Genomic DNA, 14,598 nt, shown 5'->3' with positions numbered 1-14,598 from the left:
CACACAGGACGGATGTCCGCCGGGGCAATCGGTGCGGGAGTATCGGGACCATGACCGTGCACACGAGCACCCCACCCTCGGGATACCCGCCTGCGCACGGCACCCCCGGTGAACTGGCGCTGGCACCCCGCGCACTGACCTACCTCAACGTGCGCGAGGGTGCGACCACGGTCCTCGTCACGACGGTGCTCGCCGTCGCCGTCGCCTTCCTCCCGGACGCCGCGTGGCGCACGGCCCTCTGGGTGGTCGTCGGCTTCCTCGCCGTCGTCTCCCTGCTGATCGAACTGCCCTGGCTCAATCGCAAGCAGGTCGAGAACACGAGCTACACCGCGACGGCCGACTACGTCTACATCACGCGCGGCTGGCTCTGGCGGCGGACCACGGTCATCGCGACGGCCCAGATCCTGAATGTCGAGGTCGTGCAGGGGCCGCTGCTGCGCGCGTTCGACGCCGTGAGCGTGCGGTTCACCTGCATCTCCGAGGTCGAGGGCCTCGGCCCACTCGAGCCGCTCGCGGCCGAGCGCATCCGCGCGACCGTGCTGCGCGCGCAGGCGGAGCCGGCGCGGTGACCGTCCCGGCCGACGCGGTCCCCCGGCGTCTTCCGCTGCGCTACCTTCCGGCGTCGTACCTGGAGTCCTCTCCCAAACTCGTCGGCAGTCTCATCGCCGGCGCCGTCTATCTCTTCGGACCCGCCGTGTGGCCGGGCGCCTGGGCGTGGCTGGCGCTCGCCCCCCTGATCGCCGTGCTCGTGTGCGAACCGGTCTGGCGGTGGACCTTCACCCGGGTGGCGCTCACCCCGGAGCACCTGGTGGTGACGACCGGTGCGTTCACGCGACGCCAGCAGTCCCTCGCCTGGGCCGACATCGGAACGGTCGACAGCAGGCAGTCCTGGGCCTTCGCCCGGTGGGACCTGCGCGTCCTCACCCTGTCCCAAGCCGGCGACGAGCGGACCAAGGTCCACCTGTGGGCGGTCGACGAAGACCTCCATCGCGAGGTGACGGCGCGCGCCGGGCATACGCTCGGGACGGCCGAGGATGACGGGACCACCGAGCAGCCTGCCGCGCAGACGCTCCCGACTCCCGGCATCCTGCTCTACCGGGTGCGGCTGGCGCACCTGCTGCTCGCGAGCGTCGTCTACGGCCAGTTCGCCCTCATCGGCGGCGGCGCGGCGCTGGGGGTGTCCGAGACGTTGGAGCTGTTCGGCGCCGACGCGGCGCTCGGGCAATGGTTGCCGCTCCCCCCCGTCGTCTGGGCGGTGGCGATCACCATCGGCATCGTGACGCTCGGCCTGGCGCTGACGGTGGTGCGGTACGCCTCGTTCGAGGTGCGACGGATGCCGGGCGACCGGATCGTGATCTCGTACGGCCTGTTCTCCACCCACACCCGGAGCGTCTCGCGGGCGACGACGATCGGCGTCGTGCTGCAGCGCAACATCGTGGAGACGCTGCTCGGACGCGTCCGACTATCGCTTCTGACGACGGATTCGGCCGCGCAGCTCGGCACGAACCTGCTGCTTCCGTCTCTTCCCCGCCGGGTCGTCGAACACCTGCTGCGCGAGGCGTTCGGCGGGGACCCGTCGACGCGACTGCTCACGGGCGACCGGGGCGCGCGCGCCGCTGGCACGGGAACCGTCGTGCTCGCCGGGCTGATCGCTGCCGCCGTCCTCGCCGGCGGGGTCGCCGCGGGGCAGGGGTGGCCGCCGCTGCTCGTGCTCGCGACCGGTGCGGTCGTCGTGGCCGTCCTCTGGCCCGTCACGGTCGTCCTCTGCTCACGGCTGCGGGTCGATGCGGGTTCCGACCGGGTCGTCCTCCTCGTCAGCCATGTCGTGCAACGGCAGACGGTGCTGTCCGCCGCGGCCGTGCACATCGTGGGCACGAGTCGGCTCGCGGGGCATCCGCTCGTCGCCGACGTGTGCTTCTACGCGGGGATGCCGCGCACCTTCCGTGCGCTCCGGTTCCGCCCCGCGGAGGTCGACGCGCTGTCGGCTCGGATCGCCGCGACGGTTCCGTTGGCGAGGACGCATCGTCGTGCGCCCGCGCCCGCTCTCACTTGACGAGCGGGAAGAGGATCGTCTCGCGGATGCCGAGGCCGGTGATCGCCATGAGCAGGCGATCGATGCCCATGCCCATGCCGCCGGTGGGCGGCATGCCGTGCTCGAGTGCGCGGAGGAACTCCTCGTCGACGCGCATCGCCTCATCGTCGCCGCGCGCGGCGAGCTTCGCCTGCTCGACGAAGCGCTCTCGCTGGATGACGGGGTCGACGAGCTCGGAGTAGCCCGTCGCGAGCTCGAAGCCGCGGACGTAGAGGTCCCACTTCTCGACGACACCGGAAATGCTGCGGTGCTCGCGCACGAGCGGCGACGTGTCGAGCGGGAAGTCCATGACGAACGTCGGGCGTTCGAGTCCGCCCTTCACGAAGTGCTCCCAGAGCTCCTCGACGAGCTTGCCGTGGGTCGCGATCTTCTCGGGGACCTCGACGCCCGACTCGGCCGCGAAGGTCTGGAGCTCCTCGAACGAGGTGTCGGGCGTGATGCGGCGACCGGCGGCATCCGACAGCGACTCGTACATCGAGATGCGGTCCCACTGACCGCCGAGGTCGTACTCGGTGCCGTCGGCCCACGTGACGGTGGTGGAGCCGGCGACCGCGATCGCGGCGTTCTGGATGAGCTCCTGCGTCAGATCGGCGATGCCGTTGTAGTCGCTGTAGGACTGGTACGCCTCGAGCATCGCGAACTCGGGGCTGTGCGTGGAGTCGGCGCCCTCGTTGCGGAAGTTGCGGTTGATCTCGTAGACGCGGTCGATGCCGCCGACGACGGCGCGCTTGAGGAAGAGCTCCGGTGCGATGCGGAGGTACAGCTCGGTGTCGAACGCGTTCGAGTGCGTGATGAACGGGCGTGCCGCCGCGCCGCCGTGCTGCACCTGCAGCATCGGGGTCTCGACCTCGAGGAAGCCGTGCGCGTCGAACGTGCGCCGCAGCGACGCGTTCACCTTGGCACGGGCGACGACCGTCTCGCGCGCGGTGTCGCGGACGATCAGGTCGAGGAAGCGCGAGCGCACGCGGCTCTCCTCGCTCAGCTCCGAGTGGAGGTTCGGGAGCGGCAGCAGTGCCTTCGCGGCGATCGTCCAGTCGGTGACCATGATCGACAGCTCGCCGCGGCGGCTGGAGATGACCTGACCGGTGACCGAGACGTGGTCGCCGAGGTCGACGAGTTCCTTCCACGCCTGCAGCGACTCGTCGCCGACTTCGGCGAGCGAGACCATGGCCTGAATGCGGCTGCCGTCGCCGGACTGGAGGGCGGCGAAGCAGAGCTTGCCGGTGTTGCGGCTGAACACGATCCGACCGGCGACCGACGCGGTCTCACCGGTCTCGTCGCCCGCCCCGAGCGACGCGAACCGCTCGCGCAGTGCCGAGATCGTGTCGGTGACGGGCACGGTCACGGGGTAGGCGCCACCCGCGGCATCCGCTCGTTCGCTCAACAGCCGTTCCCGCTTCGCGAGACGGACCGCCTTCTGCTCGATGACGTCCTCTTCGGTCGTCTCAGCGGGCGTGGGCGCGGACGCGTCGGTCATGTTCGGGGGCTCCTCGGGGATTCGACCCTTCAGTCTATCGACGGGCTCCCGGGCGGTTCCCGCGAGCGGCGCGTCAGCGGATGCAAGAGATCCGCCCCGACACGCCGCCTCGCGGCACCCCACCCCGGGGTGTCGCGCACGATCCCTTGCATCCGCGAACACCCCGCGGCGCCGGGCTCAGCGGCGCGCAGTCCAGCCGGGCGGGCGGGGGTCGCCGCCCGCGGCACGCTCCGCGTCGAACGCGGCCGACCACCCCTGCGCGGCATCCTCAGCGTCGAAGCCTCCCCGCGCAACGCGGAACCCGACGTCGTCGTGCGTCATGCGCGGTCCTCCCCCGCGGCGGGTACCGGCGCGGACGCTCCAGGCGTCGTCGGCGAACCCACCGCCTCGGAACACGCGGTAGTCGTCGTAGCGCTCGGTGTCGAGGAAGTCCCAGCACCACTCCCAGACGTTGCCGAGCGTGTCGAACAGGCCGTTCAAGTTCGGGAGCTTGCCGCCGACCGGCTGCGGCGAGGTCACGCCGTCACCGGCGGTCCACGCGACCTCGGCGAGGAGGCCGTAGTGCGGGCCCGTCGAGCCCGCGCGACACGCGTACTCCCACTCCGCCTCGGTCGGCAGCCGGAAGCCGTCGCTGTCGACCTGCCACCGCACCTCCTCACCGTCGACGGCGTAGGCGGGATCGAGCCCCTCCCACTCCGACAGCGCGTTGCAGAACCGCACCGCGCGAAGCCAGCTCACCTCGACGGCGGGGCGGCGGGGGTGGGATGCCGCGACCCCGATCACCTCCGAGAGCTGCTCCTGGGTGACGGGGTAGACACCGATCTCGAAGGGCTCGAGCGCGACGGTCCAGCGCCGACGGCGACGCGCGTCGTGGAGTTCGACGCTGCCCGCGGGGACCCGGGCGAGCTCCACGTCGGTCACGGCAGCGGCGGCCCGTCGCCGAGTGCAGGTGCGGCAGCACTCAGCGCGCGGTCGATCGTCGTGTGGACGAGCGCCGACAGGTACCGGGACGGGTCCTCGACGCCGGCATCCCGCAGCAGGTCGGCTGCCTGCTGGACGATCGACGACGAGAAGGCCGTCGCCGTCGAGATCGCCTCGCCGTACGCGGCGCGATCGACGTCGGCGACCACGACCGGCTCGCATCCCATCTCTACGGCGAGCGCCTGCGCGATCGGGAGGACGGCGGCCGGTGCCGTCACTGCCGCGTACGCGTCCTTGAGGGCGCGCAGATCCGTGGAGGTGCCCGTGAAGGCGATCGCGGGATGGATGGCGATGGGGATCGCCCCCCGCGCCGCGGCCGGGGCGAGCACCTGTATGCCGTGGGCGGCATCCGTGTGCATCACGATCTGTCCCACCTGCCACGCGCCGAGTTCGGCGAGGCCGGACACCAGCCCCGCCAGCTCGTCATGCGGCACGGCGAGGACCACGAGTTCACTGCGCCGGACGACCTCCTCGGCGCTGACTCGCGGCACGTCGGGGAGGATGGCATCGACACGATCATCGTCGGAACCCGAGGTGATCCCGGTCAGGGCGTGCCCCGCACCGGCGAGCGCAGCCGCGACGACGGGACCGACCCGGCCGGCGCCGATGGCACCGACACCGAGACGCCCCTCGCGGGTCACCGCTCCTCCGCCGGCGGCGCGGGCGGAACCGCGGGCGACTCAGGCGACGCGGGCGGGGTGAGCGACGGAGCGACGGGCGCGGCATCCGGCCACTCCACCTCCACCGCGTTCCGCCCGGCCTCCTCCGTCGACGACGCACCCTCCGCGGATGCCTCGGCCACCGCAGCGGCCGTGATCGCGTTCCATTGGGCGTAGGCCTGCTCGTGATCGAGCGACTCGATCGTCCCCGCGACGGGTCCCATCACGGTGTGACCCGTGAGGGCTGCGAGGCCCAAGCGGCGCGCGAGCGGACCCTGCGAGATGCGCACCGACTGCAGCCGCGCGAGCGGCAGGATCGTGAGCTTCGGCCAGAGGCGTCCCGTGCGCATGAGCACCGCCTGCGGCAGCACGAGGATGCCGTTGCGCCGCCAGGTGAGGGGATCGATGACGCGCGCCCGAGCCGGGGAGGTGAGGTATCCGTCCCCGTCGCGCGGCCCGTGCAGTCCCGCGTCGAGCAGCGCGGCGTCGATCGGGATCGACGGCAGGAGCAGGCGGAGGACGCGCTCGACGTCGGCCTGCGTCCCGATGGGCAGCACATCGCCCATCTGCGCGGCCGACGCATCGCTCGCCGAGCGCCCCGAGAGCTTGTTGACGCGGATCCGGTACCAGCCGCCCCACCGCCACAGCAGCGGCTGCCGGACGTCCACGGCGTGGACGCGACCCGGCGGGAGGGTCTCGGTGACCGTCGTGAGGAGGCCGAACGTGATGCGCACGCCGGCCGACGACGGCGCGATCGAGTACCGGACGGTCTTGATGAACTGGCGGATCGCGTAGGTGCCGAAACCGATCGCGGCCGGGATGGACGCACCGAGTGCGGGGATGATCCAGACGGGCTGCAGCACGAGCCCGACGATCACGGCGATCACGATCGCCACGAACCAGATCGTCGACCCCGACAGCAGCCCCGCGAGGATGAGGCGCGACATCGGCACCCGCACGATCGATTCGGGTTCGGTGCCGTCGTCGTCGACGCCGTCGACGATCTCGCTGAGGCCGGCGCTCACCCGCGAGCTCAGGCGCCCGTTCGCGGCGGCGGGGCGTGCCGCGGCATCCTTCGCGCGATGTCCCGATGCGAGCCGCAGGATGTCACCGCGCACCGTCTCGGCATTGCGGGTCGACAGGTACTCGAGCTTGACGTTCGCGTCGAGGCCCGCGCCGACGACCTCGAGCTTCGCGAGCCCGACGAGGCGCGCGAGCGCCGGGCGGGTGAGGTTCACGCCCTGCACGCGGTCCAGCGGCGCCCGCCGGTGCGTGCGGAACAGCACGCCGCTGCGCACCTCGACCTCGTCGCCCGTGATGCGGAACGTGTGGAACCGCCACGCCGTCCAGAAGATCGCCAGGAGGACGACGAGCCCGACCACGACGACGACGATCGCCTGGATCGCGATGCCGTTCTCCAGGACGAAGTCCACCGGATCCTCCTCGTCCCACCGGAAGTTCTCGGGCAGGAAGAAGGCGATGATGCGGTCGCGGAGGTTCGCCACCAGGATGCCGATGATGACGATGAGCGTCAGTCCGCCGCGCAGGAGCGGCGACAGCGGATGCATCCGGTGCCACTCGCCGTCGCTCATGTCGGAGTGCACCGCGGCGGGCGGCGGCGCGGAGGCCTGCGCTGCCGACGCGGAGGCCTGCGGCGCCGGCGCGGACTGCGGGTCGAGATCGCTCACAGACCGGTCCGTCGGGTCTCAGCCACCTCGATGAGCGTGTCGCGCAGCTGCTCCGCGTCACCCTGCGGCAGCCCGGGGATCGTGACGCCGGTGGATGCCGCGGCGGTCACGAGCTTCAGCTGGGCGATCCCCAGTATCCGATCGAGCGGGCCGTGGGTGATGTCCACGAGCTGGAGGCGGCCGTACGGGACGGACACCATCCGCTGCCAGAGGATGCCGCGGCGGAAGACCAGGTCGTCCTCGCGCAGCTGGTAGCCGATCGACCGCGCCTGACGTGGCGTGACGATGAGGGCGACGAGCGCGACGGCGAACATGATGGCGCCGGGGATGAAGGGCCAGGTCGCCTCGAACATGAGCCACAGGGTGAGGACGGCCGCGGCCGCCAGCACCATCAGCACGAGGTAGCCGACGATCTGGCCGATCACGTATTTGCGTGACAGCTGGCGCCACTCTCCGTCACCCAGCGGCAGCCGCGAGGCACCCCGGGGTTCGAGGATCGAGGTGAAGGTCTCGTCAGTCGGAGTGGGAGAGCCCGTAGCCGGGTTCCTCGGGTCCGGGCTGGTCGTCATCATCGTCCTTCCGGATGGTGCACAGGTGTTCGGCGACGAGGGCGGCGCCGACGAGGAGCAGCCCGCCCCCCAGCGCGGCGACCACCGCACCCGTCGAGCCTAACGAGGGCGACACCGGTCGTGTGAGAACGAAGACGAGAAGTCCGCCGGCGAACCCGGCGACGAGGGCGCCGACGATGCTCGACGCTTTCGCCATCATGGCGATGCGGAGGGCGCGGAACGGATCCACCGGAGCCGCTGCCCCGACCGTCGCGCGACGCACGGGGACGGCGGCGATGACCACCGCCGCGCCCAGCGCGACGAGCAGGATCGGCAGCAGCGGCGACGGAGTGAAGCTCGGCTGCCCCATGCCGGTGAGGATCTGGTCGACGAAGAAGCCGGCGATACCCGCGACCACGGCGACGGCCGCGAGGAGGAGCGGCTTCGTGCGGGTCATGCGGCGCCCCCCGGGAGCTCTGCGCGCAGGTCGGCGACCTTCCCGACGCCCGGCAGCACCGCATCCGGGTCGATGCTCAGCCACGGATCCAGCACGAAGTCGCGCTCCGCGGCGCGGGGATGCGGCAGAACGAGTGCCGGATCATCGGAACGCACGTCGCCGTAGGCGATGAGATCGAGGTCGAGGGTTCGACTCCCCCACCGTTCGCGGCGCTCCCGCCCGTGACGCCCTTCGATCGCGTGCAGGTAGCCGAGCAGGAGGGTCGGGGCCAGTCTCGTGTCGATGAGGGCCACCGTGTTCAGGTAGCGGGGGGCGTCGGCATCCGGTCCCCCGAGGGTGATCGCGACGGACTCGATCGGGTCGGCGGCGGCGACGAGGGACGTCAGGGGCAACCGGCCGAGGTCCGCGATCGCCTCGTCGATGGTCGCGCCGCGGTTGCCGAGGTTCGCGCCGAGGGCGATCACCGCGCGATGGGCAGGCCCTGCCGCGCGCGGCTCCTTCGGCGGCATCCCTTCGGCCAGACGGCGGCTCATGCGCGGGACCTCCGGACCGTCACGGCGACGTCGCCGAAGGGGACGGGGATCGGCGCGGACGGCTTGTGCACCGTGACCGCGACGGCGTCGACCAGGGACCAGCCCGACAGCACGGCCGTCGCGATGCGCTCGGCGACGGTCTCGATGAGGTCGACGGGATCGCCCGCCAGGATCGCGGCGACCCGCTCGGCGACCTCGCCGTAGTGGACGGTGTCGGTCACGTCGTCGGTGGCGGCGGCACGGGCCAACGAGAGCGACAGGACCAGGTCGGCGACGAACTCCTGCCCGTCGCGGCGCTCGTGCTCGTACACGCCGTGGTACCCGGTGGCGCGGATGCCGGTGATCGCGATCTCGTCGGTCATCATCCTTCACCCTCCCACGCCGTCCGCACCGCGAGGGCGAGACGCGTCGCGCCGACCTCGTGCACGCGGACCGCCCAGACCCCCGCCTGGGCGGCGAGGACGCTCGTGACCGCCGTGGCGAGGTCGAGGTCGTCCTCGCCGGTGAGGTCGATGCCCGCGCTCGACGCGGCGACCGCCAGCATCCGTTTGCGACTCGCGCCGACGAGCACGCGGTGTCCGCCGCCGACGAGCCGGTGGAGGCCCCGAACGACCTGCCAGTTCTGTTCGGGCGTCTTGCCGAAGCCGAAGCCCGGATCGATCACGATGCGGTGATCCGGGATGCCGACGGCCCGCGCCGCGGCGACGCGCTCACCGAGCTCGCCGATCACCTCCGCGACGATGTCGTCGTAGACGGCGGTCCGGTACATGTCGGCGGAGTGGCCGCGCCAGTGCTGCAGGACGACGTCCGCGTCGGTGCCGGCCACGGCCGCGAGCATGTCGGGGTCCGCGAGGCCGCCCGAGACGTCGTTCACGACGCGCGCTCCCGCCGAGACGGCGGCGACAGCCGTGCCGGCGTTCATCGTGTCGACGCTGATCGCCGCGCCTTCGGCGGCGAGCGCTTCGATCACGGGCAGGATGCGGCTCTGCTCGTCGCTCTGCGCCACGCGCGTCGCCCCCGGCCGGGTGGACTCCCCGCCGACGTCGAGCAGGTCGGCGCCGTCGGCGACGAGCGCACGACCGTGCGCGATCGCCGCATCGTGCGACGCGTATCGTCCGCCGTCGCTGAAGGAGTCCGGCGTGACGTTCACGACCCCCATGACGAGGGTCACGTCCGGCCGCCCGTCAGCAGGGCGATCGCTTCCGCGCGCTCGGCCGGCTCGGTGAACCGGCCCCGGGCGGCGACGGTGACGGTGGATGCCGAGGGCTGCCGTCCCCCGCGCATCGTGACGCACTCGTGCACGGCGTCGAGCACGACGAGGACGCCGCGGGTGTCGATCGATCCGGCGATCGCATCGGCGATCTGCTCCCCCAGGCGCTCCTGCACCTGCGGGCGGGCCGCCAGGATGTCGATCACCTTCGGCAGGGCGCCGAGTCCGACCACCTGCTCGCCGGGGAGGTACGCGACGTGCGCGTGCCCCGCGAACGGGAGGAGGTGGTGCTCGCACACGGAGCGGAATCGGATGTCGCGCAGCATGACCGCACCCGACGGGAGCGTGTCGGGGGCCGGCCCGCGACTGACCGAGATGGTGTGCGCGAGCGGCTCCGCGGCATCCTCTCCCACACCCGCGAAGAACTCCGCGTACGCGTCGGCGACGCGCTGCGGAGTCAGCTTCAGGCCGGGACGTTCCGGATCCTCACCGATGGCGACGAGCAGTTCCCGCACCAGCTCGGAGACGCGCTCGCGGTCGACCGCCATGCGCGCCGCCTCAGGCCGTCGCGGGTCGAGCCTGCCCGGTCGCGTGGCGCGCCGGCGAGGTCTCGGGAGCCGTCTGCTCGGCCTCGGCGTTCGCCGCGACCGGGACGTCGGCGCGACGCGGCACCTCGACGGGCGGAAGCGTCGAGACGGGGCGCTCGCTGCTCGAGAGCCACTGCGGGCGGGGCGGGAGGCGCTTGATGTCGGTGAAGATCTCGGCGAGCTCGATGTGGTCGAGCGTCTCCTTCTCGAGGAGGGCCAGTGCAAGGCGGTCGAGGATCTCGCGGTTGGCGTTCAGCACCTCGTAGGCCTCGTTGTGCGCCTGCTCGATGAGTCCGCGGACCTGGGCGTCGACGCGCTCCGCGATCCGCTCGCTGAAGTCGCGGCCGTGACCCATGTCGCGACCCATGAAGACCTCACCCGACGACGAGCCGAGCTTCACGGGACCCACTTCGGTGGTCATGCCGTACTCGGTGACCATCTTGCGGGCGATACCGGTGGCCTTCTCGATGTCGTTCGAGGCGCCCGTGGTCGGGTCGTGGAAGACGATCTCCTCGGCGACGCGGCCGCCCATCGCGTAGGTCAGCTGGTCCTGCAGCTCGTTGCGGGTGACGGAGTACTTGTCGTCCAGCGGGAGCACCATCGTGTAGCCGAGCGCCTTGCCGCGGGGAAGGATCGTGACCTTCGTGACGGGGTCGGTGTGGTTCATCGCTGCGGCGGCGAGGGCGTGGCCGCCCTCGTGGTACGCCGTGATCAGCTTCTCCTTGTCCTTCATGACACGCGTGCGACGCTGCGGACCGGCGATGACGCGGTCGATCGCCTCGTCGAGGGCGCGCATGTCGATGAGCTGCGCGTTCGAGCGGGCCGTCAGGAGCGCGGCCTCGTTCAGGACGTTGGCGAGGTCGGCACCGGTGAAGCCGGGCGTCTTGCGCGCGATGACGGCGAGGTCGACCGAGGGCGAGAGCGGCTTGCCGCGGCCGTGCACCTCCAGGATGCGCTGACGGCCCTTCAGGTCGGGGGCGTCGACGCCGATCTGCCGGTCGAAGCGGCCCGGGCGCAGGAGGGCGGGGTCGAGGATGTCGGGACGGTTGGTCGCGGCGATGACGAGCACCGACACCTTCGGGTCGAAGCCGTCCATCTCGACGAGCATCTGGTTGAGCGTCTGCTCGCGCTCGTCGTGACCGCCGCCCATGCCGGCGCCGCGGTGGCGACCGACGGCGTCGATCTCGTCGATGAAGATGATGGCCGGAGCGTTCTCCTTGGCTTCCTTGAAGAGGTCGCGGACACGGCTCGCACCGACACCCACGAACATCTCGACGAAGTCCGAACCCGAGATCGAGTAGAACGGCACGCCCGCCTCGCCGGCGACGGCGCGCGCGAGCAGGGTCTTGCCTGTTCCGGGAGGGCCGTACAGCAGCACGCCCTTCGGGATGCGGGCGCCGACGGCCTGGAACTTGGCCGGGTCCTTCAGGAAGTCCTTGATCTCCTGCATCTCCTCGATGGCCTCGTCGGAGCCGGCCACGTCGGCGAAGGTGACCGTCGGGGTCTCCTTCGTCACGAGCTTCGCACGCGACTTGCCGAACTGCATGACCTTGCTGCCGCCGCCCTGGGCGCTGGAGAGCAGCCACCAGAACAGCAGACCGAGGATGAGGATCGGGAGGAGGATCGAGATGAGGCTGCCGAACCAGTTGGTCTGCGGCACGACGTCGTTGTAGCCGTCCTTCGGCGCGGCCGAGTTCACGGCCTGCACGACCGTGTCGGCACGCTCCGTGACGTAGTAGAACTGCACGTTCGTCGAACCCTCGAACGCCTCGTTCAGCGTGAGGTCGACGCGGTTGTCGCCGTCGGTGATGACGGCCTTGCTCACCGTCGACCCATCGAGGAGCGAGAGGCCCTGCTGCGTCGTGATGCTCTTCGCACCGGTGAGGTTCGAGATCAGCGTCATGCCGATGATCAAGAGCACGCCGATGAGAACCACGTAGACGAACGGGTTGCGGGAGAGCTTCTTGACGTTCATGGTGCGTTCAGGCTACCCCCGCGGCGCTATGCGGGGTCTGTGCGTTCGTTTTGGGCGTACCGCGCGGATTCAGGAGTAGACGTGGGGTGCGAGGACCGCGACGTCGCGGAGGTTCCGGTACTTCTCCGCGAAGTCCAGCCCGTAGCCGACGACGAACTCGACCGGGATGTCGAAGCCGACGTAGCGGCAGTCGATCTCGACCTTCGCGGCCTCGGGCTTGCGCAGCAGTGCGAGGACCTCGATCGAGGCCGCGCCGCGCGAGGCGAAGTTCTCGAGCAGCCAGCTCAGCGTCAGGCCGGAGTCGATGATGTCCTCGACGATCAGGACGTGCTTGCCCGAGATGTCGGTGTCGAGGTCCTTCCGGATCTGCACGACACCGCTCGACTTGGTGCCGGCGCCGTAGGACGACACGGCCATCCAGTCCATCTCCATGGGGCGCTTCAGCGAGCGGGCGAAGTCGGCCATTACCATGACCGCACCCTTCAGCACGCCGACGAGCAGCAGATCCTTGCCCTCGTAGTCCGCTTCGACGCGCCGGGCGAGCTCTTCGAGCTTGGCCTGGATCTCCTCCTCCGTGACGAGGACATCGGTGAGCTGGTCGGCGATCTCGGCTGCGCGCATTGCAGAAGTCTAAAGACCGGATCCGGCGCCCGTGAACTCGATCGTGGCGCCCGCGCGGCGGGCGCGGCATCCGGGCAGGTCGATCGGCCCCTGCCCCGCCCAGTCCGTCACCAGGCGCGCCACCTCGAGCGTCTGCGTGCGGGTGAGCGAGACGTGGAACTCGCTCGCGACGACGTGCCGGATGATCCGGTGACGGAGCGCCGGCGGGTTCGCGGCGAGCGCGGCGACCGAGACGGCGATGCCCGCCTCGGCGTGCTCGACGATGTCCTCGATGGTCTCGTCGATCATCTCGTCGAACGCCTCGGCGTCCTCGCGCAACTGAGCCGCGGTGCGGACGAGCGCCTCGGCGATGCCGGGTCCGAGTTCGGCCTCGAGCATCGGCAGCACCGTCTCGCGGACGCGGACCCGCGCGTACTTCGGGTCGAGGTTGTGCGGGTCGTCCCACGGCTCGAGTCCCTGCGCCGCGCACGCGTCCCTGGTGGTCGCGCGCCGCACCTCGAGCAGGGGACGCAGCACGGCGACGCCGCCCAGATCGGATGCCGCGGCCATCCCCTGCAGGCTCCCCGCACCGGATCCGCGGGCCAGGCCCAGGAGCACCGTCTCGGCCTGGTCGTCCAACGTGTGCCCGAGCACGACAGCCGCGGCACGCACGTCGTGCGCGGCATCCCGCAACACGCGGTACCGCGCATCGCGCGCCGCGGCTTCGGGGCCTCCCTCGGTGCCGACGTCCACCCGGACGATGAGCGGATCGAGTCCCAGCGTCGAGGCGGCGCGGCCCGCGGCCGAGGCGACCTCGGCGGAGTCCGACTGCAGGCCGTGGTCGACGGTGAGGGATGCCGCCCGCAGGCCGAGCTTCGGCGCCTCGAAGCCGACCGCGGCGGCGAGCGCGAGCGAATCGGCGCCGCCCGAGAGCCCGACGATGACGACGGCGCCCTGCGGCAGGCCCGTCAGTGCGGTGCGGACGGCACGGCGGACCTCGGCGACGGCGGGATGCAGGGACGGCACCGCTCCACCGTACCGACGACCGTCCAGGCGCTCGTCCGCCGACAGGCGTGCCGAGTGCAGGAGGAACCGCACCCGGCCCGGCCCGGACCGCCGTCTCAGAGCGTTTCGCCCTGCGTTGGGCACACGCACCCGCGCAAGTAGGCTTGTGCCCGCATCCCACCGGACTTTCAAAGGAGCACAGGCATGGGCGCGTACGACGCCGTCATCGAGATCCCGCGCGGTAGCCGCGTGAAGTACGAGGTCGACCACGGCACAGGCCGCGTCTTCCTCGACCGCGTTCTGTTCACCCCCATGGGGTACCCCGCGAACTACGGCTTCTTCGAGAACACGCTCGGCGAGGACGGCGACCCGCTCGACGTGCTGGTCCTCCTCGACCGCGAGATCTACCCCGGCGTGCTCGCTAAGGTCCGCCCCGTCGCCGTCCTCAAGATGAGCGACGAGGCCGGCGGCGACGACAAGGTCGTTGCGGTCCTGGCGAAGGACCCGCGCTGGGCGCACATCCAGGACGTCGACGACATCGACGAGTGGACCAAGGGCGAGATCGGCCACTTCTTCGAGCGCTACAAGGACCTCGAGCCCGGCAAGTGGGTCAAGGTCGACGAGTGGGCCGGCGCCGCCGAGGCCGAGCGCCTCGTGTCCGAGGCCTTCACGCGCTTCGACGAGCACGAGGGCGAGACCCGCACGCAGGGTGAGGGCGAAGCGCCCAACAGCCTCTGAGGCTCACAACGAGAAGGTCGGATGCGGCGCGGCATCCGACCTTCGTCG

16 protein-coding genes are annotated in these 14,598 nt (G+C 71.2%); 3 read left to right on the top strand and 13 right to left on the bottom strand.

Annotated elements, in window-relative coordinates:
• The first annotated feature begins 50 nt into the window (after positions 1 to 50).
• Both BLP38_RS13355 and BLP38_RS13350 read left to right on the top strand, forming a co-directional pair.
• Entirely contained in the window at positions 51 to 569 is a 519-nt protein-coding gene (locus BLP38_RS13355; protein WP_091358754.1) for a PH domain-containing protein, read from the top strand.
• Complete coding sequence (locus tag BLP38_RS13350) at positions 566 to 2,053, top strand: PH domain-containing protein (protein ID WP_091358751.1); 1,488 nt, start codon at positions 566 to 568, stop codon at positions 2,051 to 2,053. Before BLP38_RS13355 ends, BLP38_RS13350 begins: the two co-directional genes overlap by 4 nt.
• Here BLP38_RS13350 and lysS read toward each other — a convergent pair.
• The 13 genes from lysS to tilS form a co-directional block, all read right to left on the bottom strand.
• A complete protein-coding gene (gene lysS, locus BLP38_RS13345) occupies positions 2,046 to 3,569 on the bottom strand; it encodes a lysine--tRNA ligase (RefSeq protein ID WP_091358748.1) in 1,524 nt (507 codons plus the stop codon). The two genes, BLP38_RS13350 and lysS, sit on opposite strands and share 8 nt — an antisense overlap.
• A gap of 177 nt (positions 3,570 to 3,746) precedes the next feature.
• On the bottom strand, positions 3,747 to 4,490 hold the full coding sequence (locus BLP38_RS13340; protein WP_091358744.1) for a formylglycine-generating enzyme family protein: 744 nt from the start codon (positions 4,488 to 4,490) through the stop codon (positions 3,747 to 3,749).
• Positions 4,487 to 5,191 (bottom strand): DUF2520 domain-containing protein, encoded by a 705-nt coding sequence (locus BLP38_RS13335; protein WP_091358741.1) that lies wholly within the window; start codon positions 5,189 to 5,191, stop codon positions 4,487 to 4,489. Before BLP38_RS13335 ends, BLP38_RS13340 begins: the two co-directional genes overlap by 4 nt.
• On the bottom strand, positions 5,188 to 6,897 hold the full coding sequence (locus BLP38_RS13330; RefSeq protein WP_231916515.1) for a PH domain-containing protein: 1,710 nt from the start codon (positions 6,895 to 6,897) through the stop codon (positions 5,188 to 5,190). Before BLP38_RS13330 ends, BLP38_RS13335 begins: the two co-directional genes overlap by 4 nt.
• Positions 6,894 to 7,466, bottom strand: a complete 573-nt coding sequence (locus BLP38_RS13325) for a PH domain-containing protein (RefSeq protein ID WP_091358738.1) — start codon at positions 7,464 to 7,466, stop codon at positions 6,894 to 6,896. Before BLP38_RS13325 ends, BLP38_RS13330 begins: the two co-directional genes overlap by 4 nt.
• Positions 7,411 to 7,902, bottom strand: a complete 492-nt coding sequence (locus tag BLP38_RS13320) for a DUF3180 domain-containing protein (protein WP_091358734.1) — start codon at positions 7,900 to 7,902, stop codon at positions 7,411 to 7,413. Before BLP38_RS13320 ends, BLP38_RS13325 begins: the two co-directional genes overlap by 56 nt.
• Positions 7,899 to 8,435, bottom strand: coding sequence for a 2-amino-4-hydroxy-6-hydroxymethyldihydropteridine diphosphokinase (folK, locus tag BLP38_RS13315; RefSeq protein ID WP_091358731.1), 537 nt, complete (start codon positions 8,433 to 8,435; stop codon positions 7,899 to 7,901). Before folK ends, BLP38_RS13320 begins: the two co-directional genes overlap by 4 nt.
• Complete coding sequence (gene folB / locus BLP38_RS13310; RefSeq protein WP_172824707.1) at positions 8,432 to 8,800, bottom strand: dihydroneopterin aldolase; 369 nt, start codon at positions 8,798 to 8,800, stop codon at positions 8,432 to 8,434. Before folB ends, folK begins: the two co-directional genes overlap by 4 nt.
• Positions 8,797 to 9,606: a dihydropteroate synthase gene (folP, locus tag BLP38_RS13305; protein WP_091358726.1), complete on the bottom strand. Its 810-nt coding sequence runs from the start codon at positions 9,604 to 9,606 to the stop codon at positions 8,797 to 8,799. The genes folB and folP overlap by 4 nt, the downstream gene beginning before the upstream one ends.
• Positions 9,603 to 10,193 (bottom strand): GTP cyclohydrolase I, encoded by a 591-nt coding sequence (gene folE / locus BLP38_RS13300; protein WP_091358723.1) that lies wholly within the window; start codon positions 10,191 to 10,193, stop codon positions 9,603 to 9,605. Before folE ends, folP begins: the two co-directional genes overlap by 4 nt.
• A gap of 10 nt (positions 10,194 to 10,203) precedes the next feature.
• Complete coding sequence (gene ftsH / locus BLP38_RS13295; RefSeq protein ID WP_091358720.1) at positions 10,204 to 12,207, bottom strand: ATP-dependent zinc metalloprotease FtsH; 2,004 nt, start codon at positions 12,205 to 12,207, stop codon at positions 10,204 to 10,206.
• A gap of 69 nt (positions 12,208 to 12,276) precedes the next feature.
• Complete coding sequence (gene hpt / locus BLP38_RS13290; protein ID WP_018185762.1) at positions 12,277 to 12,828, bottom strand: hypoxanthine phosphoribosyltransferase; 552 nt, start codon at positions 12,826 to 12,828, stop codon at positions 12,277 to 12,279.
• 9 nt (positions 12,829 to 12,837) lie between these two features.
• Complete coding sequence (gene tilS / locus BLP38_RS13285; protein ID WP_091359880.1) at positions 12,838 to 13,833, bottom strand: tRNA lysidine(34) synthetase TilS; 996 nt, start codon at positions 13,831 to 13,833, stop codon at positions 12,838 to 12,840.
• A gap of 183 nt (positions 13,834 to 14,016) precedes the next feature.
• Between tilS and BLP38_RS13280 the strand changes: the two genes are divergently transcribed.
• Positions 14,017 to 14,550 carry an inorganic diphosphatase gene (locus BLP38_RS13280; RefSeq protein ID WP_018185764.1) on the top strand — a complete coding sequence of 178 codons (534 nt, stop codon included), beginning with the start codon at positions 14,017 to 14,019 and terminating at the stop codon, positions 14,548 to 14,550.
• Positions 14,551 to 14,598: the final 48 nt, after the last annotated feature.

This window comes from Microbacterium sp. LKL04 (assembly GCF_900102005.1).
Lineage (GTDB): Bacteria > Actinomycetota > Actinomycetes > Actinomycetales > Microbacteriaceae > Microbacterium.
The sequence above is the reverse complement of the archived record's forward strand: the minus strand, read 5'-3'. Positions and strand labels throughout refer to the sequence as shown.